This is a genomic window from Bacteroidota bacterium, from assembly GCA_018266755.1.
Taxonomy (GTDB): domain Bacteria; phylum Bacteroidota; class Ignavibacteria; order Palsa-1295; family Palsa-1295; genus JAFDZW01.
In genome coordinates this window covers 119,766-143,847 of record JAFDZW010000002.1, presented here as the reverse complement: position 1 = coordinate 143,847, position 24,082 = coordinate 119,766, and the positions used below count along the sequence as shown (strand labels likewise).

The following is a 24,082-nucleotide window of genomic DNA, read 5'->3' as shown; positions in this document are numbered from 1 at the left end:
CTTCGAGTGTTGCGAGCCTCAACCAGTGTACGTGCTTGTAACTTTTCATACCCTTGCGGGTTCTTGATGGGTCATCGAATCATCTTTTGCAGATCACAATGAAGCGTCCTGTCTTTCTCTTGCTGCTGATGTTATCGACATCGGTAGTTGCTCAGACACAGAAGTGGTACCAGCTTACCGGTCCGGTCGAAGGGTATCCGGTGTTTGTGGAATGTGATCCAGGCGGCGCGATCACGACTCAGTTGGCTGACGGACGGATGTTCGAACGCTCCGCGTTAGATCAGACGTGGAAGTATCTGCCGGGCCCGAGCGGATGGATCGGGCAAGGGACCGTGCGTTACAGCAAATTTGGAGCGAACCGGTATTACTATACGGCCAGTCCTTACGTCTCGGCGTCGAGTGTGGGTCTGTATCGCTCCAGCGACGACGGGGTTACGTGGGAGCCGCTGATCCACAGCAGGCCGGTTTCACAAGTGTGCAGAACGTCAGCCTACGAGTACTATGCCTCTGTCGGGATTCCGTACTATCCGGCTGCCGGCTATCCGCTGTACCGATCGACTAACGACGGGCGTTACTGGGACTCCGTCGCTTCCATTCCGATGTCAACCTCCGATATGGTGATTGATACCCGTGGGCGTTGTCTCTTACTTGGTTCGACATCGCCTAATACTGAACAGTTGGTAAGGTATGATCCGCAAACCGGCACCAGCACCACCATTGCTTTTCCCCCGGATATGAAAACGGTCTATTATACCCAGATCCCGCAGATGGTCTCGATGGGTGAGGCGGGGATTCTGATGTGTTTTGCCAATACGATCTATATTCTGCGACCGGACGACACGTGGGAGTTTCGCGATTCGATCGCTGTGTACGGTGGCCAATATAATAGTACGGCTCGTTTCCGGACGTGCTGCGTGGCTGCTGACGGGACACTCTATGGCATTGCCGATATCGACACGACCAAGCGCAATCCGAACATTCAACTGGTGTACAGCCGTGATACCGCCCGAAGCTGGACAAGCTTTAGGCAGATCCCCGACGGTGTTGTGCTCACATCTTCGAATCTTTCGGTGGACTCTGCTGGTGCGGTCATCCTGAACACGGCTCCGGGTAACAGCGGATCGGGGACTGCTGGGATCTATTCGACCACAGATCTTGGCGCCACATGGAAGGGGATCGGCATGCCCGTTGCAGCGGTGCCACTGATGCAGGAGATCGCGAAGGGGCTACTCTATGTCCATGATTCAACACTGAGCTCGACGCTGGACTATGTCGTCCCAACGTCGTGGACCTCCTCCGATGGTGGTGCGTCGTGGTCAAAGCCATACTTGTTGCCGACAACGTACGGCAGACCGTTCGTCGCCGACAACGGCGATGTGTATTATTTCGACGCACCCTACGTACCGACACGAGTGTGGTATGCCGGCGCGCAGACACCGTTCTCGTACGAGCAACAAACGACATTGCTCGTCGGTGGGATCTTCGGCTCGGCCTCGTTTGGGAATTCCTTCTATGGGTTGTTCTCAGATCTCAACACTCCGCTGCTCGCCACTTCCGACCAAGGTGTTACGTGGGAAGCGGTTCCGACGCCGAAGACAGGAACTCAATTGCTGAGCGTTGCTACCGATCCCATTGGCACGATCTGGATCGGGTACACACCGTCGATTTACAAGTCGACCAACGGTGGCTCGAGCTGGACGAAAGCGAATACTGGACTGCGGAATACAGCCGTAAGTGTGCTCAAATGTTCGGGCACTTCGACGGTCATCGCCGGAACGCTTGGCGATGGCGTGTTCCGCTCGACCGATGGTGGGGCGACCTGGGATCAATGGCTCAGCCTGATCGCCGACAGCGTGCACGATCTGGCCATCGCCGGCGGGCGTTGTTACGCAGCGACGAATCTTGGGTTGTACTCGTGTTCGCTCACCGGAGATACCTGGGATCAAGAGCCGTTAGATGTGGGCGGTGGGCAGCCGCTGCAGTTGCTTCTCACCTCGGGCAGACAACTATACGTATCTACGAACGGACAAGGCATCTGGACGAACAACCAAGCGTTTGCAAGTGTCCCTCGTCGTGCACTGGTTGATGGAAGTTGCACAGTAACTGTCTCAGGCTCGGACGATGACCTCTCTTTTACATTGAGTGGTCAGACAGAACTCAACGGTACGGAGGTGGAGATATTTGATCTTCTGGGTCGAAGGCTCGTAACGCTCACCGAAGCAGTGTGTGGGGGATCAACCTACCGATTGAATGCTCGCTCCTTGTCACAGGGAGCGTACATCGCGGTGGCGACACGGTTCGGACAACGACTCGCGGTGACACAGTTCGTGCGGTAGGACGACCGGGTCCGAGTCGGACTTTTCCCCACGCTTCGGTTGTTATCCCGCCGATTTGTTGCACAACCGAATTTCATGTCAAATCTTCTGAGCCCAACGGCGCCTGCGGCAGGGGCGGCAACGCCATTTAATAAGAATCACTCGTTCGATTTCGATCTCATCGTGCTTGGCGGTGGCCCGGGCGGTGAGCCGGCGGCCATTCGTGCGTCGCAGCTTGGCCTGCGCGTCGCGACGGTCGAGCGCGATCGCCTCGGCGGCGTGTGCACCAACTGGGGCTGCATTCCGACCAAGGCGCTGCTGAAGAATGCGGAGATCTATTCCGAGTTCAAAGAGGCGCCGAAGGATTGGGGCATTACCTATGATAACCTGAAGGTCGATTTCGGCGCCATCATCAAGCGCTCCCGCGGCGTGGTCGATAAGAACGTCCGCGGTATCGAGTATCTCTTCAAGAAGAACAAGATCGAGCTCATTAACGGGACGGGTACGCTGGCCTCGGCGAACTCGGTCGAAGTGACGCTCAAAGACGGCACGAAGAAGACGATCTCGGCCGCACGCATCATCGTCGCCACCGGCGCTCGCGCACGCGTGCTGCCCGGCTTGAAAGCCGACGGCAAGCGCATCCTCACCGCAAGCGAAGCAATGAACATGGATCACATCCCGGCGTCGATGACGATCGTCGGTTCGGGTGCGATCGGCATCGAGTTCGCGTATTTCTATCACACGTTCGGCACGAAGATCACAATCATCGAAATGCTGCCGAACATCCTGCCAGTCGAAGACACGGAAGTATCTGCCGAGCTTGAGAAGATGTACAAGAAGGCCGGTATGACGATCTACACCAACACGAAGGTCAGTAACGTCGCAGTCGGCAAGGACGGCACGACGGTCGAGATCGAAACTGCCGACGGCAAGAAAGAGAAGATCGACGCGGAGTGTACGCTCATCGCCATCGGCGTGCAGGGCAACACCGAGAATATCGGTCTCGAGAAGCTCGGCGTGAAGATGACGAAGGGCTTCATTGATGTCGACGAGTATATGCGTTCGAGCATTCCGAGCATCTACGCGGTCGGCGATGTCGCGGGTCCGCCGTGGCTTGCGCACGTTGCGAGCGCGGAAGGCTTGGTTGCGGCAGAGCATATCGCGCTCGGCCATGCGCATACCGTTGACTACGACAACATCCCGGGCTGTACGTACTGTCAGCCGCAGGTAGCGTCTGTCGGCAAGACGGAGCGTGCGCTCAAAGAGGCTGGCGTTGCATACAAGGTCGGCAAATTCCCGTTCTCGGCGCTTGGCAAGGCCCGTGCCATCGGTCGCACCGAAGGGTTTGTGAAGTTGATCTTCGACGAAAAGTACGGCGAGCTGCTCGGCGCGCACATCATCGGCCCCGAAGCGACTGAGCTGCTTGAAGAGCTAGCCATCGCCCGCTCGCACGGCGCAACGGCCGAGAGCATCCTCAAGACCATCCACCCGCACCCGACGCTCAGCGAAGCCGTCATGGAAGCAAGCTCGGTGGCGATGGGAGAGGCGATCCATCTGTAGGCGCAGCGCTTCATGCGCTGTGAGCGTCGAGGATCCGGTACCACCCAACTACGATGAAACGACGTGAATTTCTTGTGCTTACTCAGAGCGCCGCGCTTGGTCTGCTTGCCTCGTCTGCAATGGCCGACACTCGGACATCCGGACGATTCAAGGCTGTTGCATTCGATGCCTTTCCTATTCTGGATCCGCGTCCCGTCTTCGAGACCGTGGAAAAACTCTTTCCCGGTAAAGGCGCAGCCCTGAGCAATGTATGGAAAGCCCGGCAGTTCGAGTACATGTGGCTTAGATCGTTGGAAGGGCAGTATGCCGATTTTGAAACGGTCACGGCCGACGCGCTTGTCTTTGCCGCTAAAGCAACCGGAGTCGAACTCACGACTGATGCGAAGACAACACTCCCGAACGCATATTTCAACCTCAAGGCATTTCCCGACGTTGCCCCGGCATTGGCACGGATGAAAGAACTCGGACTCACGATCTGCTTTCTCTCGAACGCGACCGAACGGATCCTTCGCTCCGGGTTGAAGAATTCCGGACTGACAACGATGTTCGACGCCGTGATCAGCACCGATACAGTGAAGGCATACAAACCCGAACCACGTGCGTACCAACTCGGGGTCGATGTGTTGAAGCTCCGCAAAGACCAGATCCTGTTTGTCGCATTTGCCGGGTGGGATGCCGCAGGTGCGAAAGCGTTCGGATATCCGACGTACTGGTTGAACCGCCTCGGTTCGCCAGCCGAAGAGCTCGGCCCGGGAGCCGATGCGACCGGCCGTACGATGGGCGATCTTGTCCGATTCATAGAATCCTCACGATAGCCACGATCCCATGCCGCGAATTACTCTGCAGACACTGATTGCGGCTCCGCTCGAGCGCTGCTTCGACCTCTCGCTGAGCGTCGACCTGCACCAACTCTCAACGTCGAGCACGGGCGAGCATATCGTCGCCGGCGTGCGCGCCGGCGTGATGAACGCAGGCGAGACCGTCACATGGCGCGCGAAACATTTCGGCGTCTGGCAGAACCTCACCACATTGATATCGGAGACCCGACGCCCAACCTATTTCTGCGATGAGATGCTCAAAGGTGCCTTCCGCTCCATGCGTCACGAACACCACTTCGCCGACCAGAACGGCAAGTGCCTCATGACCGACTATTTCGATTTCGAATCGCCGATGGGTCCGCTCGGCAAGCTCTTCAATGCACTCATTCTCACTAACTATATGACGCGCTTCCTCGAAGAGAGAAATGCGGTGATCAAACGAGTGGCGGAATCGGAGGAGTGGAAGCGGATACTGCCACAATAGGCTTAATTGTGAGCATCTATCTCATGCTTTGAGGGCTAGGGTATCAACTATTGACTTTGTATTTTCCCAATAATTTCATATATTGTGGCATCATGAATCTGTCCGCACGCCATATTGTATTCGCGAGCCTTCTTCTCCTTATTGGAGGTAGCGACTCATTCGGACAAGTTCACGCTGCCCTCATAGGTGATACCGATCTGGTTGCGACGGTGAACATCGTGGAGACAGCACGTCAGAGGAATCCATTATGCAACAGTCGCGAAGTTGCAGGAATTAACTTTTATGGGCCGTATGAGGATACATTCGCATTTAAGTGGGTATATCGTCAGGCAGGCCCATCCAGCACCTATGATATCTACTTTAGGCCAAGATCAGCAGACACAATCACAGCATGTGAAGACTATGAAGTAATCTACACTCCATTTCAGAGTCATTGCGATCAGAGTTCCGGCAGATTCTCCGTATGCTTCACCGGATACGGCATCCGGCCGGATTCCATGGTGCTGTTGAGGCCGCATACAGAGGGTATCCCAATGACGGCTAACTGGGCACAACGCCGCTATGAAGGGAAATGTATATTGCTCATCTCTAACTACACTGAGACGCCAATCGTCTTCAACGGTGTCCGTCTTACCGTCGATTCTGTCTCAGGTGTCGTTATGAGCGCTATCACCGATTCCGTCGGCAATTTGGTGACATCCATCCCTCCGCATGCGGTAAAGTGGCCGCTCTGGATATCGTTTGTTTCCTATAAGGGGCCGTTTCGGAACACAACTTCGTATCCCTCATCACTCGGACTCACACTACAGCAGAAAGGCATCGACTCTGTGTTTGCGAACGCTCCGACATTCGTATTCCCACAATTGGCTACTTTGGGATTACAAGCACTGGGGGATTCCATTCGATTCAGCCTACCTGTAGGGGAGAGGAAGTCATCGACTTTTCGATACAGAATCGATGGACGTGTTTTATCGCTCCGATTCGATAGCCTGACTTTCCCATTCAAGATTTTGAACGTTACGCGATCTGATACGGATGTCACTGTGCGGCTTGCGTGCGGCCCCGGAATTTCGGGTGAATTTCAGGCGTCACTAAATGCGCAGTACACATTCAAAGGCTTCGATGGAAGTACCCATCTGGATACACTGCAAACGTTGATCCACGCAACGATCGCGCCTGATTCAATCGTGCCACCGGCGTTGCGATTTATCGCCGCGTCTCGAGTTCGCGATACCCAACAGTTCGCCTTCCATCTCCCCACCTACTGCATCTCTGATTCCGTTCGCTGCGCTACCACTGCCTATCCGTTTAAAATCGCTTCGAATCTGCGAGTCTCCGATTCGGAAGTTGTCCGTGTTGCGATTCATGCGACTGGAGGTGACTACAACGGTACGGCGGACATCAGTTACCCGATCCATTACTATGATTCGTCGGTTACTCAGCGCTTCACTGTCCCGTTGCGTGCCGAGATCGATAATGCGTCAGACTCCGTGTTCTGGTACCAAACACCTCTACTAGACACCATCAATGCACTGACTGTCGATTCCAACCACAATATCTACGCTGTCTCTTCGTCGGTTCGCATTTCCAGCGACGGCGGAACAAGTTGGATGTCTCGTGGATTGAATCTCGGCGTCGCACGGGAGCTGTTGATAGATGGGTCACTTATGTACCTCAATATCCCGGGAAGAAATCTCGCTATTTCTCGGGACACGGGAGCCACGTGGAGCGCTCTTCCCCTTATTCCATGCTGTATCCCAAACGCCTATCGTCAGTCGGTGGATCACCTCTTTCTCGGACGACCTCGCGACACTCTGCTATATGCCTTCAGTAATTTGATGTCCCCGAGTTGTTGTAGTTTGGCCAGTCAGCTTCAAGTCTCGGCTGATTCCGGAAGTTCTTGGAGCCTGGTTGGCGGTGCTCCTGATAGCGGGGTGACTTGGCTGCGGCAAACTTCCGGAAGCTTCTTATGGGTGCCGGGTTTTTACCGGACCAAAGTGAATGACGTGCTTGACCTCGGTGAGTTCGCCTTTGTCGCCGCCGCCAATGGGATTAGCGTATTTGATAAAGGCTCTCGTGTTTTGTCAATGTCTCTACCAGAAGCGAACGATGGCCGCGCGGTGGCCAAACTTCGTGATTCGAGCATCCTCGCTCTTGTGTATGGCAGAGGAGTGTATGCCTCAGACGACTTCGGCAAGACGTGGTACGGTCTGAACGGTGGATTGCATGCCAAGGATGTCACCTCGCTCGCGTTTGATGGCGAGCGCTTCTGGCTCGGGACGAAGAGCTCGGGTGTCTATAAGTCCGAGATCGTGGCTGTGCGGACATCATCCGTGCAACAGAGCCCACCCGCTTTCGTCGCGACACTCTACCCGAATCCTTCCACGCGAGTCGTTCGCATTCCGGTTGGTGATGCACCGGACATCGGGATCCAGCTCTTTGATGTCGCAGCGCGGCCGGTGGTTGGCTGCGGAGTCGAGAGAGAGGGGAATGAGCTCGTGGTCAATGTGTCATGTCTTCCCGCCGGCGTCTATGAAGCCAGACTGGTAATGCGCAACGAGACTCGGGTCTGCCGTTTCGTGGTCGCCCGGTAGCAAACCCACAATTCGCGTCCTGTTCTTGCATTCCCCTCAACTTTGTCGTATATTTATTTCCATGGGACCGAGAGAACATTTTGTATTTCAAGACATTGCTCCGTAATAGGATACGACGGAGCTGAAGAACCGAAATAACTAAGTTTGCTTCATGACGGCCACTGCGGCCGCTGAAGTCGGTCGGGCACGGTAGTACAACCAGCCTGCCACCATATAACGAGTTTAGGATACACGTTTATCAAACATCATAGAGCACACGGACTACTGCTTCTCCCCAGGATTGCCATGAGCAATTGAAGCCTATTGTTCGAGTCCGCGTGTGTGAGCATTGTTTTTCTTCATCGCTATACAACAGAATATGACAACAGCAGCAAGGAGCGCCCTTGTGCATGGCACGTACGCGCTCGTCGGAGGCTTGAGCCTTCTGGTATATCCGAACGAACTCACGATGATCGGCTTCGATCCGCAGGGTGACCTGTGGCTGCGAGTCTTCGGTCTGGAGGTCGCCGTGCTCGGCTTCTTTTATCTGCGTGCCGCGCAGCAAGAGAATACGAACTTCTTCAAAGCGTCGGTGTACGGCCGTCTGTCGTTCACGCTCATCCTCTTCATTATGGTCGTGCTCGATCTCGCGAAGATCAATCTCGTGCTGCTCGGTGTGCCGGATTTTCTGACGGCAATCTGGACGACGATCGGGCTTCGCAACGCATCGACCAAGTAAGCCGATTTTTTTACCCACTTCATCGCTTGACAACATGATCTCCATTTTCAACTTCCGTGGCTACACGGGCCCCGATCCGCTCGACTCGATCTCGGGTGGAAAGCGGCTAACGCTTGGCTTTGTCACCAGTTTCGTGATCGCGCTCGTATTCAATTACATTCAAAGCGGGCCGATCCCGATCATCCACTTCCGGGAGGACTACATCACCATCCTCGGCTCTGTCGCAATGGCAGTCGTGATGGGGCCGCTACTGGTGAGTTTGCGCAAGTCGTCGAGCCTTGTGTTCTATCTCGTCGTCGTGACGATCGGGTTCTCGATGGATATGTATTTCCAGGCGAATGTCCGCGATACCGGCGGCGTCGCACCGTGGATGTATAACGACGGTAATTTCATCTCGAATATCTCGATCTATCCGTTGCGCTTTTTCGTGGCATGGTCGTTCGATGGGCTCATCCTCGGGGCGTTCACGCTCTTTGTGATCCGCCTCGCAGCAACCGTCATCTGGCGACAAAAGAGCACCGACCCGACCATGGAGCAGAAACAAAATCTCTTTCCGGACGAGTGGACGAACGAGACGGTCGCCAAGCCGGTACACGATATCGAGTATTGGGTATTGCGCTTGCTCGCGCTTGGGTACTTTATCTATGTGATGCTGCTCGTCGTCGGCTTCCTCGGTATCTCGCCCTGGCCGGCAAGTGTGAAGGGGCTGTTGGTCATGGCATTCGACAATCCTGCGCTGCTGATCAACACGTTCAGCAAGATCATGGTAATGGTCTTGTGCGGGTGGATCGGGGCATATAACAAGCAGGTTCGCTGGTACTCGACGCTCGTGATGCTTATTGCCCACCTCGTCTCGACAGCCGGCTCGCTCGGTTTCTACTTCTTCGCGCCTGCGACACTTGCATATCATGACTTTTTGCTGACTTCGGCGATTGTCGACGGCGTGATGGTTGCGATCTTTACCTGGATACTCCTGCGTAACAAAGCTAGCCGGGATTATTACCGCGTGAAGATGCCCGATGTGTATTCGGTGCCGCTGACCCTGACAAAATATTTCTTCTATACCCTCGCTGTCGTGATGTTCGGCTTCATCGCGATTGCGCTGTATGCGCGATTGTGCCTCGATGGCGAGTCGGGGATCGGTGCAGTGTTCGGTTCGCTGGATGCGATGCTCTGCAATACGTTCACGATGTGTGCAGCCATGGGGACGCTTGCAATCATGATGGCGCGGTTCGAACAGTTACGCGATAGTCTGATGGGCACACTACTGTTCGCATATTCGCTCACCGTCATTACGACGATCCCGTGGCTCATCTTCGGCACACCGCTGATCCTTACTCGCAGCGGTGCGCATGTGGCGGTGCCTTCGTACTACGTGATGCACTTCGTGCTCGATGGCCTTTGTGCAGTGCTGATCGTCGTCTTCCGAAAGATGACCTATAATATCGACTACGTGATCACGGCGATGAATCCGTCGAGTGCGCGCAATGTCGAAAGTCTGGCAGAGTCGTTTTTCAAAGCCGATGCACAGGACCAGACGAGCGTCTTGCAACTGATCGACAAATACATCGCCGGCATTCGCGGCCGCAAGCGCGGTTTGCTGAATTTTCCGTTCTGGATTGTCGAGCATATCTTCCCGACAGTCTACATGTTTCATCCGACGTTCTCGGCAATGGCGCCCGACGAGCAGCGGTACTTCTTGCGGAAATATCTGATGCGCACACCGCGCGAGCGCGAACAAGCATTCGTGCCGGAGCTTGCCGAGCTATCGGCACAGATCGGGCTTGCATCGTATTCGCTTGTCGCGAATGCGTACTACTCGCTGCCGAACAATCGTGCGGCGATCGGCTATATCCCGACCGAAGCGCGCGCCGCGATCCAGGGCGAGCTCCGAACAGAATTGCCGCCGACGACAGGTGTGGCACCGCTGCCCGTCGATCATACCGACCCCGCCAATTTCAAACCCGATACACCCGCCGGTACGAAGCTGACGGCTCCGCGCGTGGTGACGCGAACCGACGAACCGCGCATCCCGGACGAAGTCGATTACATCGTCCTCGGTTCTGGCGCCGGCGGGGCAACGTGTGCATATCGTCTTGCAAGTTCGGGTGCGACCGATCCGTCGCAGATTCTTCTCGTCGAACGCGGAAATCGCTACTCGCCGCTGCAGGATATGAACGACAACGAGATGGAGATGCTGCAGAAGCTCTACAAGGAAGGTGGCCTGCAATTGACGAAGAAGTTCGACATGATGATTCTGCAAGGCGAAGCGGTCGGCGGAACAACCGTGATCAATAATGCGGTCTGCCTGCAGATGCCGCCCGAGATGCGCACTGAATGGCAGAATACCTATGGGATCGATATCAGCAACCTCGACGCAGAGTATGCGCAAACGGCGAAGGAGCTGGATATTCATTTACTTTCGGAGGACCAGGGCATCAACAAAAAAGTCCGTGAGCGCTTCAAGATGAGCGTCGATAATTATAATGCGACACACGATGTAAAGCTGCTCGACGATAAAGGTAATCCTGTACTCGAAGAGTTGACGGTGAACTACCGCAACGATCTCGGCGACGGATTCTGGAACATGGGAAACAAGTACATGCGCAAGCGTTCAATGCTCGATACGTACATCCCGTGGGCAGAAGGACGAGGAATGAAGACGGTATCGAACACGACGGCAGTTCAACTCTACCAAACGAACGGCCGCGTCGATCGCGTGCTGTTGCGTATGAATACCGGCACGTTAAAAGTCGTGAAAGTTCGCAAAGCAGTTGTGCTTGCGGGCGGTGTGATCAGTTCGAGCCACATTCTGATGCAGAGCAATATCAAGAAAAACGTCGGTCAGCGTGTCGCATGCAACTTCGCATTCCCTGCAACGATCGCGTTCAACGAGATGCTCGATGCATGGGACGGTACGCAGATCACGCTCGGCATTCGCGGGCCGAATGCGTCGGCGATGTTCGAGACGTACTTCAATCCGCCGGCGTCGTTCGCACTGGCGCTCCCATTTCAATTCGATCGCCGCGAGCGGACGATGAACGACTATCGCAAGCTCGTCAACTACGGTGCGCTTGTCGGTTCGGAGCCGCGCGGCGTCATTCAGGAGAAGGCCGATCTGCTGACCGGTCGCCCGATCGACTGGTCGCTCGGCGATCAGGATGTCGTGAAGGTAAAGTATGCGCTCAAGACCCTCGTCGAACTCGCTGCCGCTTCGGGAGCAAAGAATATCGTTCTGCCGACACGGCCGGGTATCGACCTCGACCTCACGAAGCCGAACATCGAACGCTTCTCGGATGCGCTCGACGATTATCCGCTTCGCATGGCCGATGTCTTCTTCGCCACTGCACATCCGCAAGGCGGCAATATGATGGCGGGTGATTCGTCGCCGCTGAAGTCGCAGCGTGTGGTTAATGGCGCATTTCAAGTCGACGGATTGTCGAACGTCTATGTCGCCGATGCCTCGCTCTTTCCGACGGGGATCACCGTCAATCCGCAGTGGACCATCCTTGCGATGAGCTCGCTTGCGGCCAAGTCAATCCTTGCACATCACGCATAAATTATCACACATGGATCTTATCGCACTTGCAAAAGCTCATATCGAGGCAGAGAACATTCATAGCCTCGAAGCGACGATGGCAACCATCGGACCCGACGGCGCATATTATAAAATATATGCCAACAACGAGGCCTTCACTTCGCGCGACGCGATCAGCACGTTCTATCACGATACGATGGCCGGTGTGCCGGATATGAAGGTCGAGATCGAACACATGATCAAAGACGAGGAGTCGCGTCACGTCTTCCTGCAATACAAGTTCGTCGGCACACATCTCGGAGATTTCTCCGGGCTGCCGCCGACGGGGAAGACCCTGACCTATCAAGGAGCCATCTTATATCAGTTCGACGAAAACGGGAAGCTGATCAAGGAGGTGAATTACTTCGACAAGACGGAGATCCTTGCCTCGATCGGTGTCATCCGCGATACGAACACCAAGCTGGGGCAATTCCTGCTGATGTTTCCGCAAAGCCCGATCTATACGTTGCGGGCAGCGATCGCAAGTCTGTTTAAGAAGAAGAAATGATCCACCAATGTCATTGCGACCTCAGAGAGGAAACCGGGACAACCGTGGCTTCCGAAATGAGTTGCCGCTGCGGATTCCACACAGCGCTCGCAATGACATCGACGACAAGTTGCATCGTATAGTATATATCCCATCGCCCGTATGAGCATCGTCCATCGCATTCGCATCGTTCTCCTCGCAGTACTGCTTCCATTCGCCGTGGGAAGCTGCGTAACCGTACACACACCCGAAGTCACGCAAGCACTCAACGACCTGAAGCTCATCCGTATCGATTCGCTCACTCGTGCAGTTGGCAGCGGGCTCATTACCGGCGTGAAGGACTCTCTACTCAATGCCAAAACGACGAAGCAACTTGACTCGCTTGTCGGTTCGCTTGCATCGACACTCGTCGCAAGCGCACAGGACACGTTGCTCGATGCGAAGACTCGCGCGAAGATCGACTCGACGATCTCCGGTGTCGTTAGTATTCTGACGGGCAAAAAGACCCGGCTCGGGCTCGACTCGCTTATCAATGCCGTCGGTCGAAGTGCGCGGCTGCAAGTGGGGCTTATCCTGCAGGATGTGTTAGGCAAGAAGACGCAGGATAATGTTGCGGCCTTGCTCGAACGCGCGATCGGAGATTCGACCAAGATGCGGCTCGATACACTCGTCAATCATCTGATCGGTACTTATCCTCAGGCATATATTCACGCATTGCTCGATACGCTCAATCACGGAATCAACAATACGAGCAAAGAGGTCAAGAGTACGAGCAGTTGGATCATCTGGTCGCTTGTTGCCGGCATCGTTGTCGTGATGGCGGTTGCGACATGGCTCTACATTCAAAAGCGGAAGGTGCAGAAAGTATCCGAGGTCGTGACCTACGCGATCCATAACATCCCGGAACGCTCGGCCTATGACGAACTCACTCATCGGATCCAGGACGAAGCACAGCGGCAAAAGGTCGAACCGATCCTGCAAAAAATCCTCGACGAACAAGGAATCCGAGGTGCGCAGAGTTGGAAGCCGCCGGTGCAGTATAAGGCGACGACCTAAGTCGGGCTCACTGGTGTACATGTCATTGCGAGGAGTTCGCGCAGCTGACTACGAAGCAATGTACGCATTCGAAGCGTGGCACACGTTTCGAGATTTCTGATTGCGTTGTTCGGGCGAAATTTCTCCTCACAATATCACTCCATGGTCCGGTTCGCTCTCGGAATCCGTTCTTCCGCGAATACTGTTCATACTAGTCTTCGAACAGAGTTTATTCACCCAAACTACAGAAATATCATGGCAACAGCATTTACACGTACCGGCAACGCAAAGTGGAATGGCGCTGGCAAGGATGGCAAGGGACATGTTTCGACCCAGACCAAGACGCTCGACGCAGCATATAACACTGCGTTCCGTTTTGGCGATGAGAATGGCACCAACCCGGAAGAGTTGATCGCCGCCGCACACGCAGCCTGCTTCACGATGAAGCTCGCCTTCGTGCTCGATTCGATGAGCATGACGGCCGAAGAACTCAATACGTCTGCCGCGCTGACGATTGACAAAGCATCGGGCGACTGGACGATTACCAAGATCCACCTCACGACGACGGCGAAGATCCCGGGTGCGGATGCCGCGAAGTTCCAGGAAGCCGTCGCAACCGCGAAGGCTGGCTGCCCGGTGTCGCGCGTACTCAACGCCGAGATCACGGCCGAAGGCAAACTCGTCTGAGTCTTGTTTCTTTTTGCGCAAACAAAAAGCCCGGCTAATGCCGGGCTTTTTCGTTTTCACATCATCGGGCGAATGCCGTGCCGATGTCGTCGAGCACCCGCTTCGGTAGTTGGGTTTTGTATAAATCCAAACCGCCGTATCCTCCGCTCCGGTCGGATGCGAAATAGATCGTATGCCCGTCTGCCGCGACCATTGGACAGAGCGAATTATTCTCTGCATTGATCGGGGCAGGAAGGGCAATTCGCTCGGACCAGTCGTCGTCTCCCGGGCCGACCTTCTTGCAGTAATATATCCTGAGGGTTCGAAGAACGGTATTTCCCTGGGATGCGAACAAAAGTACTTTCCCGTTTGGTGAGATCCACGGGGTAGCAGTATAATTGGTTCGGTTGACATGCTCGCCGAGCATCGTTGGCGTTGACCACGTTGATTCGGAGGTTCTGTGTGTGACCCAGATGTGCGGAATACGCATCCCACTTCTTGCGCCATCGGGGGAAGTACGATCCGATGCGAAATACATCGTATTCCCGTCACTCGTGACGCTCATTTGGGAATTCCATGAATGACCGTTCACCGGTGCGCCCAAGTCACGGATCTGTAATTCTCCGGCGCTGTCGAATCGTCCTTCGTAGATCGAAACATAATTTCGTTCGGGGTTACGCTCGGCCGAGGCGAAGTACACACGACCGCTTGCGTCGAAACAGATCGATCCGCTCGCGGAGAGCGCAGAATGGAATGCCTCCAACAGCTTCGGTGCGCTCCATTCTCCGCCCGTGCTATCGGTATTGCGCGTCGAAAAATAGCATCGGTCGGTCTGGAGATCACTGTTCGTCAATCGTCGCGAGGTAAAGTATAAAATCGTATTCCCTGTTGCGATATACGGGAAGGATTCATCACGGGAAGAATTGACCGCGCGCCCGAGATTATAGGCCTTCGATGTATCGGGAGTATCCGTACTCACTTGGGCACGTAGTTCACGTGAAAGAGAAAGCAGAAGAACGATCTGTGCGATGACGGCATACGCAATGCTACGATGATACCAATGGGGCATAGGACAATGAACGATGGAAATATCATTCGAAACATCAACGAAGCGTCAGGAATTGTTCCACGCCCGAGGTTCGTCTGCACTGCATATGTGATGCATACGGATTACCCCCTGAACCAGCCACTGGGAATTGTCGTTGTATTGCGCTCTTCAAAATAAGACCCGACGCGCATTAGCTCCAGAATGATACGAGTCAGAGTATATTTCAGCCCATCGCATATCGACGAATTATTGCTTCGCGATAAGACCGTCGTCGTCATCGACGTGCTTCGCGCATCGACGACCATCACGTATGCGATGGCTGCCGGTGCGCGCGAGATCATTCCGGTCGCGTCGGTCGATCAGGCAATGAAGATCGTCGGGAATCTCTTCAGTACGTCCACCATCCTCTGTGGCGAACGAGGGGGGAAGCGCATCGAAGGGTTCAAGCTCGGTAACTCGCCCGCGGAGTACACGAAGGAGGCGGTCGAAGGAAAGTCGTTGATCCTCACGACGACGAACGGCGCTGTCGCGCTCACCCGCTCGAAGTATGCTCGTCATTGCTACGTCGCAGGTTTTGTGAACCTCAGTGCGTCGGTTAATGCGCTGCTCGCGCTGCCAGATATTGAAGAGACCGGCCTGACGATCGTCTGCAGCGGCCGCGAAGACGATTTCTCGCTCGAAGATGCCACTTGCGCCGGTATGCTCGTGGATCATCTTTCCAAGCAACGTGAGATCGAACTCACCGACAGCGCACGCACGGTACTGTCGATTGCAAAAGAATACGGCCGCGATATTCTCGGCACCCTGCAGCAGAGCGACCACGGGAAGTACCTCACCTCCATCGGATTTGCCGACGATATCGTCACCTCCAGCCAAGTTGATAGCGTCCCGATCGTCCCGGTCATGGAACAGACTGTCATTAAAAAGAAGATCTAATCCTCTTTTTTCACAACGATAGAACCAATACCCGCAATTTGTGATTATATTTGTGGGGAAAAGTTCTATATTGTGGGGAATTAGATTTTTTTGTGACGGGACAGGAAGCCAGATCCGCTCGACAATACACGCCGTATGGTAACGGTTCGAACCGCGGTTCGAATGGTGCCGCACGCGGATATTCTGCACCGCCCCTGTACCCCCAGGAAGAAGACGAATTCCTCTACCCGCAAGAGATAGACGACCCGGCTCTCGACGATCCAGAACCTGCCTTTGCTCGTCGCCGGCCATTAGATATCCCACCCTCGGTAGAACCTTCGACACGGACACGCCGCGCTCGCGGAGCTCGGCCGATGCCGAAGCGACTGAGTGAAGAACTCGAGGAAGTTGCCGCAGAAGAACCGGATCCGGAGCCAGCACCCACACCGACTAAAACCCGTCGCCGCTCCAGCAAAGCCGCTGCTACCGCCGCAACCGACGGTGAGCAGATCGAACTGAAGCTCAAGACACCACCGAAGAAGCCGGATACGAATGTCAAGAAGCGCCAGTCGCTCGGCGTAATCCTTGTCGTTATGGCGGTCTTCATCCTCTTAGCGATCGTCAGCTACAGTGCACAAGATGCGCCGCAGGCTGAAACGCGTATCGGCGATCTTCCCGCGATCTTTTTACGCAGCGATCCGGTCGTCAACGCGAACGCCGACACCGTCCATAACTGGGTCGGGCTTGTCGGCGCGATGATCGCGAATTTCTTTATCAATAAAACAATCGGCTACGCCTCGATCATCTTCCCGTTCTTTATGGGATGGTGGTCGCTTGCGCTCTTCCGCTTCAGCGCCAAGCAGCGCCGACGCCTGACGCTTGCAACGAGCTTCATGCTGATCTGCGCGATCTTGTTCTCCGCAACGATCGGGACGACACAGCTGATTCAGGTATTACCGCATCTCGATCGTGAATGGTCTGGCGCCGTGGGGCAATTCCTCGGGCAAACGTTTACCCGGCTTATCGGTTCGATCGGTGCGCTGATCATTTACGCGACAAGTTTTGTCGTGATGCTTGTCTTTGCGATCGATCTCGATATCGAGCTCACATTCCGCCGCTTGCAGGAAGGGTACACGGGCGTGACGGCGAAGACGCGACTCAAGCTGATCGAGTTTTGGGACAAGCGCGAAGCGCGTCGTGCGCGCAAACATGCCGAAGAGAATGGGATTGATCTCGATGAACCGCTCGGTGAAGATGTGAGTATCGAAGCTCATGAGCCCGTCCCGCCAACACCCGAACCGAAAGCACCGGTCGTCCATGCTGCACCGCAAGCGAAGAAATCAGCCGAGCCGGAAGTGACGATCAAGCGTGCGGCACCAAAGCAAGAGTTGCCGAAGAATGTCATTATTGCGCCGGAGCCGAAGTTCGAACCGCCGGTACACGAAGAAGACGAACAACACGAGAACCCTGCCCGGGATATCATTACGATCCGACAGAACGCCCCTGCCACGGCGAAAGCGGACGAGACCCCATTCCTGAAAGTACGCCCCGCACCGAAGAACGGCGTACCCGCACCACGACCGAACCCGACGCGCATCACCCGCTCGGACGACGGTCTCCTCGGCGACAAAGCAGCCGCGATGTCGCGCCTGTCGAATGGCGGCGCGAGCATCCCTGCACACAAAGCAGTTCGCATCCTGCCGAGCGATATTGCCGATGAGCCGCTTGCACCTGCGCCCAAGCCGACACCACCGATCGCTTCGGTGCCGCACGTGCAGCCTATCGAGGAACAAGAACCAACGGCTGAGTCGCAGCTTCCTGCACCCGAAGCAGTTGTGCCGGCAATCGAGATCGGCGATGAAAAAGCATTGTCGAACGAAGTGTTGCCGCACTCGAAATCGATCGACGAAGTGATTCCCGACATCCCAGCGATTGCGGCGGCTGCGCCGGTGATCCCTGCGGAGAAGAAAGTTGCGACCACGCTCTTCGGCTCGGTGCCGTCGGATATCATCCCCGAGAATCCGTACAACGAAAGTCTGGCAAAGTATCGTCATCCCTCCATCGAGATCCTGACGCCATCGCGTCCGGGCGATGAGTTGGATGCCGATGCAGCAGAGCTCGAGATGAAGGGCACGATCCTTCGCGATAAGCTCGCACAGTTCGGTGTCGAGATTGAGAATATCGTCGTGACGCCGGGTCCTGTCGTAACGCTCTACGAGTTTACTCCCGCAGAAGGCGTGAAGGTTTCGACGGTCGGCAACCTCACCGACGACATCGCGCTCGCGATGAAGGCGCGCGGCATTCGCATCATCGCGCCGATGCCCGGACGTGGCACGATCGGTATCGAGATCCCGAATGACCATCCGAAGATGGTGCACATGCGCTCGGTGCTCGAAAGCCCCGCATTCATCAACTCGAAGATGAACCTGCCGCTCGCGCTCGGCAAGACGATCTCGGGTGACGTCTATATTGACGATCTTTCGAAGATGCCGCACTTGCTCATCGCCGGTGCGACCGGCGCGGGTAAGTCAGTCGGTGTGAACGGCATTCTGACGTCGCTTCTCTATGCGAAGAGTCCGCGCGATGTGAAGTTCGTCATCGTCGATCCGAAGAAGATCGAGCTCTCGCTCTATCGCGCACTCAAAGATCACTTCCTGATCGTCTCGCCGGAAGTGGGCGAGGAGATCGTCACGACGCCGGCGTATGCCGTGCTTGCATTGCAAGCCTGTGTGATCGAGATGGAGCGTCGCTACGATAAACTTGCGAAAGCCGCTGTACGCTCGCTTGCGGATTACAATCTCAAAGTTGCACAAGGCAAGCTCAAGAGCACGCAGGACGAGCAGCATTATCATCTGCCGTACATCGTCGTTGTGATCGACGAACTTGCAGACCTCATGATCACCGCCGGCCGCGACATCGAAGAGCCGATCTGCCGATTGGCGCAGATGGCCCGCGCCGTCGGCATTCATCTCATACTTGCCACGCAGCGCCCGTCGGTGGATGTCATCACGGGCGTGATCAAAGCAAATTTCCCGGCGCGTATCGCCTATCAGGTTGCGACGAAAGTCGATTCGCGCACGATCCTCGATTCGATGGGCGCAGAACAATTGCTCGGTAACGGCGACATGCTCTACTTGCCGAGCGGCACACCGAAGCCGATCCGCTTGCAAGCGCCGTACATCTCCACCGAAGAAGTAGAAGGAATTGTCGAAGCCATCGCGAACCAGCGTGGTCCGGGTTATTCGTACTCGCACCCGTGGCGATTGCCGTCAGTCAAGCAACGCGGCGGCTCCGGCGGCGGTTCGGATGACGGTGACCTCGACCCGATGTTCGAAGATGCAGCGCGCTGCGTCGTGCAACACGGACAGGCTAGCACCTCCATGCTGCAGCGCCGTTTGAAGATCGGCTACTCCCGCGCAGCACGCATTGTCGACGAATTAGAACGCACCGGCATCGTCGGTCCCGCTGATGGCGCAAAAGCCAGAGAAGTTCTCGTGGAGACGGATGCTCAGCTCGATGTGTATTTGCAGGGGCTGGTGTAGGGGCAAGCGACTGCTCAGAGTTGCTTCAACGCATTCTCCAAACCGTCAATGTCGAGTTCGATCTCGCGCAGAATTTCCCGTAAGAGGGGACGTGAAATATCTCGGCCCTTGTGATTTGGCACGGTCGTAGTCCGACCATCAGGGTGCCGGAAGAAAACGTGACTGCCGCGTTGGCGGGTCTGGACGAATCCGAGGTGAATGAGTAGGCGCTCGACCGTTTTGTAGTCGAGCATCGGCAGACGGCTCATGCCGCAAGTTCAAGCTGTTGAATTCCGACGAAGACCGGTGCGTCTTTGAACAACTCCGGCTGTTCCGCATAGCAGAGCTCAAGGACTTCCTGCATGTTCCGCTTCAGTTCGTCGAGGGTCTCGCCCTGAGAGTGGACACCGGGGATGCCCGGAACGATGCCGATGTAGAGCTTCGTCTCCGGATCCTGCTCGATGTATGTCGTTAGAATCATCTCTTATCTCAACTCTGTGGCGTTCAAAACAAGTTCCGACGGCACGAAAGCCAGCAAAGACCTCGCCCGAGACCGACACCCAGTTGTATGTGTATTTGCAGGGGCTGGTGTAGGCCTCAACCATAGGCACTATTGTGCGTGCCTTGTAATACCAAGTGTCGAATTTGGGTCAAGATACCTATTTTTTGTTAAAAAACATCAGAGGTATTGTATCTCGTCTCCCGTCGCACTATATTTGTACTTTACCTATAAAAAAAACGGTCAACGTTGTCAGTTAGTGGTCGGAATACTAACGACGTAAGACAACGCTTGCCATGACATGATCGATCTGCCCTGCGATTTTAGGGCAATCACACGAACAAGGATGACGAGGACACAAAGTGTGCGCTTTTGCAGTGCATTCGTCACATTCATTATAAAAAAATTTGAGGGCATCGTACGCAAACAGGAAAACCCTCAAAGCAGAATCTACAGCCGTAGCTGTAGTTGCATTGCCATGTCCCCACATGGAACAGTTATTGCACACCATCAGCTAATCGTTGTGCGCTAATTGCTTTTCACCAGCTCTGTCCAACATGGACAGAGCTGGTGACATATTGAGGATTATGAAACTTTCTCCAAAGTTTATCTTAGGGTTGTTATGTCTGTTTGTGGGCTCTGCTCATGCGCAATGGAAGATCACAGCCCCAGCACTGCTCGATATGGGTTTCAAACCGTCAAGCAAAGTACCCTTCTCAGGCGGGTATATGGTTTTTTCAGACGGTATTCTTTGGGCCGGTAGTACATCGCTTTTTCGCTCGGATGATACTGGCAAAAGTTGGAACAAATATAGCTTCCCCACAAATTTACCGGGATCTGCTATCTGTGGAATTGATTTCCTTGACCGAAACAACGGAGTAGTTTCATTCCATGGGGATAAGTCATTTGCCACTACTGACGGCGGTACGACTTGGCGCGAACTTCCAATTAGTGTCGCTGGCGGGAGAATTGAGTTCTTGGGTAGTGTAAATCGAATGCTGGCCTTCACGGCGGCAAGCGTCGGGTCGGGTGGAATTATAATAAGCAATGACGGCGGACTCACATGGCACATAGCTTACGGTGGCCAATTTACATCTACAATCAGCGTAACACCTTTTCACAAGAATAGACCGCTTTTTGCTGTCCTTTTTACTGGGTCAGTTACCGATAGCTCGGGTCTATTTGTGTCACCCGACCAGGGTGATTCTTGGGTAAAAGTATCTAATTATGCCGACTATGATACTTATGATATCCAAACTGATGTCTGCGACTCGGAAACCCTGTACTTAGCGAACGAACAAGTTGGATCTCCGTCACGGCAGTTTTCTCATTTGTACGTGTCGAGGGATGCGGGTCTTTCCACCCAAGCTACTCTTACAAGAGGACTACCATATTCATCCGGAAGTCTAAGCGTGACGCGTGATGCATTATTCGCCGGGACAATTACCAATGATGGAGTACTTAGGTCAACAGATGCAGGTGCAACATGGACATCAATAGGTGGGCCCCCAACTGCATGTGATTCTAAGTTAATCTGCGCGATTAGCTCCGACATCATTGTCGCTGTTGACACCTTCGGAAACGTATGGAGAACATTGAATTCGGGAGGGGTGCCTTATATGAAGAAGACTGGACCACAATTTTCTGTTTTATCATTTCCTGAGATCGGGGGGTGCGATTCAGCAAAAGGCGGTTTTGTTTTGGCCGCAAAGAAGTGCGGAGAAGTACATCTTGATAGTGTTTGGCTGTCTTCGGCTGATGGTGACCTGTTCTACTGGTACCCCCCAACACTTCCCGACACGATTACGCCGGAAATAAGTCACTCGTACTCTCTGCACTTGATTCCACATCACCGCTTGGGCAAGTTTCAATTGGATTTGCATCTTAAAGGAACATACGGGAGTGAAGGTGAGGAGACACCGTTTGACACGACATTAATCTTAAGTAGTACTGTTATACCAGTAGCTCCTGAACTTACTGCCAAATACAATAGGCTCACGTTCGACACCCTCTCCACGTGCGGTCAGACGCAAGACACGACCGTTACACTCACGAACAAAGGTTGCGATACGCTGCGGATCATCTCCGGTCCGAACGGACTGCGCCCCGAGTTCTCGCTTGTCGGCTCGCTGAAGCTGCCGATCGTCTTGCCGCCCGATAGCTCGGTGACTGTCACCTTCCGCTTCACACCGTCCGGCACAGGGTACTTCAACTGCACGCCGTCGTTCGTTGACTCGCAACAGACGCTCAAGCAAACGCTCACGCTGACGCTCGAAGGCAATGGCGTCAAAGAAGGCGGCGTCTTTGCCTACTCACCGCAAGTCTTCTCGTTCAAGTCGCTGAGCATCTGTGCGCATGATTCTGCCAGCGGCTGGATGACGAACGTCGGCTGCGCTGACATGACGTTCGACAGCTCTCGCTACTTCGGTGATATTGATTTCACCTCAGCACTGAGCACTCAGCGCTTAGCACTGCTCCATCCCGGAGATACGACATTCTACCACGTCTATCTCAACCCTGCGCGCAAAGGCAAGCGAACGGGGTATCTCGTCCTCACGAGTACGGACGTGAAAGGCACCCACACCGACTCCGTCGCGATCAGCACGACCGTTACCGATGGGACGCGCATTCTTTCCTCAGCGGATCATTCGCTGGATTTCGGAACCACGACGCTCTGCGCTTCTCCGGACTCGGTGGTGACCTTGCAGAATTCCGGCTGCGATACACTGCATGTGACCGGGTACAAGCTAAACGGCAACGGATTCTCCGTGTCGGCGACCGACACGCTGGTGATCCTGCCGGGACAGAGTGTTCAAGTGCCGGTACAGACCTTCCTCGACACGACCGGCGGCGTACTGACGAACTACGATACGCTGTCGTTCATCACCGATGCCGATAACACGATCGCACCCGTGTACCTCGCTCGAAGCTACTCCCTACCGAAGCGATACAGCTTCCACATGATAAGCACGGGTGCTCCGAGTGGCACGTCGGGCGACTTGGTCCGCTTTGCACTTGTCAGCGATCAGGCGCAGCTTGCTGGCGTGCAGACGATCGACTATGACCTCACTCTCAACACCGACCTGCTTGAACTGACGAACACCTCGGGGCCGAACACCGTGAAGGTCGTTGGTAACCATTTCACGATCACGGGCAACCCGAACATCCAGATCGCAAGCGACGGCAGTGTTGCACAGTTCGAGTATCAAGTCTATCTGACGACAGACTCTGCCTCGAATCTCACGGCGACGAACTTCCACTTGAACAACGCCGATCCGAAGTTCGAAGCCTGCGTGGCAAGCGCGAGTACTCGCGACACGGCGTTCGAGTATCTCTATCGCTGTGGCAATCGTGAGTTGCAACAGTACATGCGAACGGGAGTAGTGCGGATCACGAGCATCCGTCCGAATCCGTCATCGGGTGCGGTGACGCTCTCGGTGCAGGCTGTGACGAGCGACGCGGCGGAGATCGAGCTCGTCAATGCCCTCGGCGCAGTCGTGAAGACGAGCGCGCAGATTCTGCGTGCAGGTGCGAACGAGATCGAACTCCCGACCGAATCGTTGGCGAACGGGGTGTACTATGTCCGCGTGAGGTCGGGCGGCAGCGTTGTAGGTGCGAGCGTGGTGATTGAGCGGTAGGTAATACTATCACCACACTGTAGAGACGCGCACATGCGCGTCTGATGTTTCGGCGGTGTGAATCTTCCCGAAACAAGGGTAAGTCCGACGCAGGAGACGCGCATGTGCGCGTCTCTACGGGGCGTGTGAATTTGGAGGGATACCAAAAAAAGGGAGCCATTGGCTCCCTTTGTTCAGATCAGTTGTGATCAGGTCGTACCACCTACC

16 protein-coding genes are annotated in these 24,082 nt (G+C 54.9%); 13 read left to right on the top strand and 3 right to left on the bottom strand.

Going from position 1 to position 24,082, the window contains the following annotated elements:
• Positions 1-98: 98 nt before the first annotated feature.
• From JSS75_03140 to JSS75_03095, 10 genes are all read left to right on the top strand, one after another.
• Complete coding sequence (locus JSS75_03140) at positions 99-2,336, top strand: hypothetical protein (protein MBS1902678.1); 2,238 nt, start codon at positions 99-101, stop codon at positions 2,334-2,336.
• Positions 2,337-2,411: 75 nt separating this feature from the next.
• On the top strand, positions 2,412-3,875 hold the full coding sequence (lpdA, locus tag JSS75_03135) for a dihydrolipoyl dehydrogenase (GenBank protein MBS1902677.1): 1,464 nt from the start codon (positions 2,412-2,414) through the stop codon (positions 3,873-3,875).
• A gap of 53 nt (positions 3,876-3,928) precedes the next feature.
• Positions 3,929-4,690: a haloacid dehalogenase type II gene (locus JSS75_03130; protein MBS1902676.1), complete on the top strand. Its 762-nt coding sequence runs from the start codon at positions 3,929-3,931 to the stop codon at positions 4,688-4,690.
• Between the two features lie 10 nt (positions 4,691-4,700).
• The gene (locus tag JSS75_03125; protein MBS1902675.1) at positions 4,701-5,177 is read left to right on the top strand and encodes an SRPBCC family protein; all 477 of its coding nucleotides are present in this window, start codon (positions 4,701-4,703) and stop codon (positions 5,175-5,177) included.
• A 1,010-nt stretch (positions 5,178-6,187) separates the two neighbouring features.
• Positions 6,188-7,771 carry a hypothetical protein gene (locus JSS75_03120; protein MBS1902674.1) on the top strand — a complete coding sequence of 528 codons (1,584 nt, stop codon included), beginning with the start codon at positions 6,188-6,190 and terminating at the stop codon, positions 7,769-7,771.
• 358 nt (positions 7,772-8,129) lie between these two features.
• Positions 8,130-8,489 carry a hypothetical protein gene (locus tag JSS75_03115; GenBank protein ID MBS1902673.1) on the top strand — a complete coding sequence of 120 codons (360 nt, stop codon included), beginning with the start codon at positions 8,130-8,132 and terminating at the stop codon, positions 8,487-8,489.
• Positions 8,490-8,523: 34 nt separating this feature from the next.
• The gene (locus JSS75_03110; GenBank protein ID MBS1902672.1) at positions 8,524-12,048 is read left to right on the top strand and encodes a GMC family oxidoreductase; all 3,525 of its coding nucleotides are present in this window, start codon (positions 8,524-8,526) and stop codon (positions 12,046-12,048) included.
• A 10-nt stretch (positions 12,049-12,058) separates the two neighbouring features.
• Positions 12,059-12,574 carry an ester cyclase gene (locus JSS75_03105; protein ID MBS1902671.1) on the top strand — a complete coding sequence of 172 codons (516 nt, stop codon included), beginning with the start codon at positions 12,059-12,061 and terminating at the stop codon, positions 12,572-12,574.
• Positions 12,575-12,715: 141 nt separating this feature from the next.
• Positions 12,716-13,609, top strand: a complete 894-nt coding sequence (locus tag JSS75_03100; GenBank protein MBS1902670.1) for a hypothetical protein — start codon at positions 12,716-12,718, stop codon at positions 13,607-13,609.
• Positions 13,610-13,843: 234 nt separating this feature from the next.
• Positions 13,844-14,275 (top strand): OsmC family peroxiredoxin, encoded by a 432-nt coding sequence (locus JSS75_03095; GenBank protein MBS1902669.1) that lies wholly within the window; start codon positions 13,844-13,846, stop codon positions 14,273-14,275.
• A 61-nt stretch (positions 14,276-14,336) separates the two neighbouring features.
• Here JSS75_03095 and JSS75_03090 read toward each other — a convergent pair whose 3' ends face one another.
• Positions 14,337-15,323, bottom strand: a complete 987-nt coding sequence (locus JSS75_03090; GenBank protein MBS1902668.1) for a PD40 domain-containing protein — start codon at positions 15,321-15,323, stop codon at positions 14,337-14,339.
• Positions 15,324-15,503: 180 nt separating this feature from the next.
• Between JSS75_03090 and JSS75_03085 the strand changes: the two genes are divergently transcribed.
• Both JSS75_03085 and JSS75_03080 read left to right on the top strand, forming a co-directional pair.
• Positions 15,504-16,238 carry a 2-phosphosulfolactate phosphatase gene (locus JSS75_03085; protein MBS1902667.1) on the top strand — a complete coding sequence of 245 codons (735 nt, stop codon included), beginning with the start codon at positions 15,504-15,506 and terminating at the stop codon, positions 16,236-16,238.
• A gap of 1,049 nt (positions 16,239-17,287) precedes the next feature.
• Positions 17,288-19,759, top strand: coding sequence for a hypothetical protein (locus JSS75_03080; protein ID MBS1902666.1), 2,472 nt, complete (start codon positions 17,288-17,290; stop codon positions 19,757-19,759).
• A gap of 14 nt (positions 19,760-19,773) precedes the next feature.
• Here the strand turns inward: JSS75_03080 and JSS75_03075 are convergent, their stop codons facing one another.
• Positions 19,774-20,007 (bottom strand): type II toxin-antitoxin system HicA family toxin, encoded by a 234-nt coding sequence (locus JSS75_03075; protein ID MBS1902665.1) that lies wholly within the window; start codon positions 20,005-20,007, stop codon positions 19,774-19,776.
• A complete protein-coding gene (locus tag JSS75_03070) occupies positions 20,004-20,219 on the bottom strand; it encodes a type II toxin-antitoxin system HicB family antitoxin (protein ID MBS1902664.1) in 216 nt (71 codons plus the stop codon). The genes JSS75_03075 and JSS75_03070 overlap by 4 nt, the downstream gene beginning before the upstream one ends.
• 1,895 nt (positions 20,220-22,114) lie before the next feature.
• On the opposite strand from JSS75_03070, the gene JSS75_03065 reads away from it, so the two are divergent.
• The gene (locus tag JSS75_03065; GenBank protein MBS1902663.1) at positions 22,115-23,875 is read left to right on the top strand and encodes a choice-of-anchor D domain-containing protein; all 1,761 of its coding nucleotides are present in this window, start codon (positions 22,115-22,117) and stop codon (positions 23,873-23,875) included.
• Positions 23,876-24,082 lie beyond the last annotated feature (207 nt).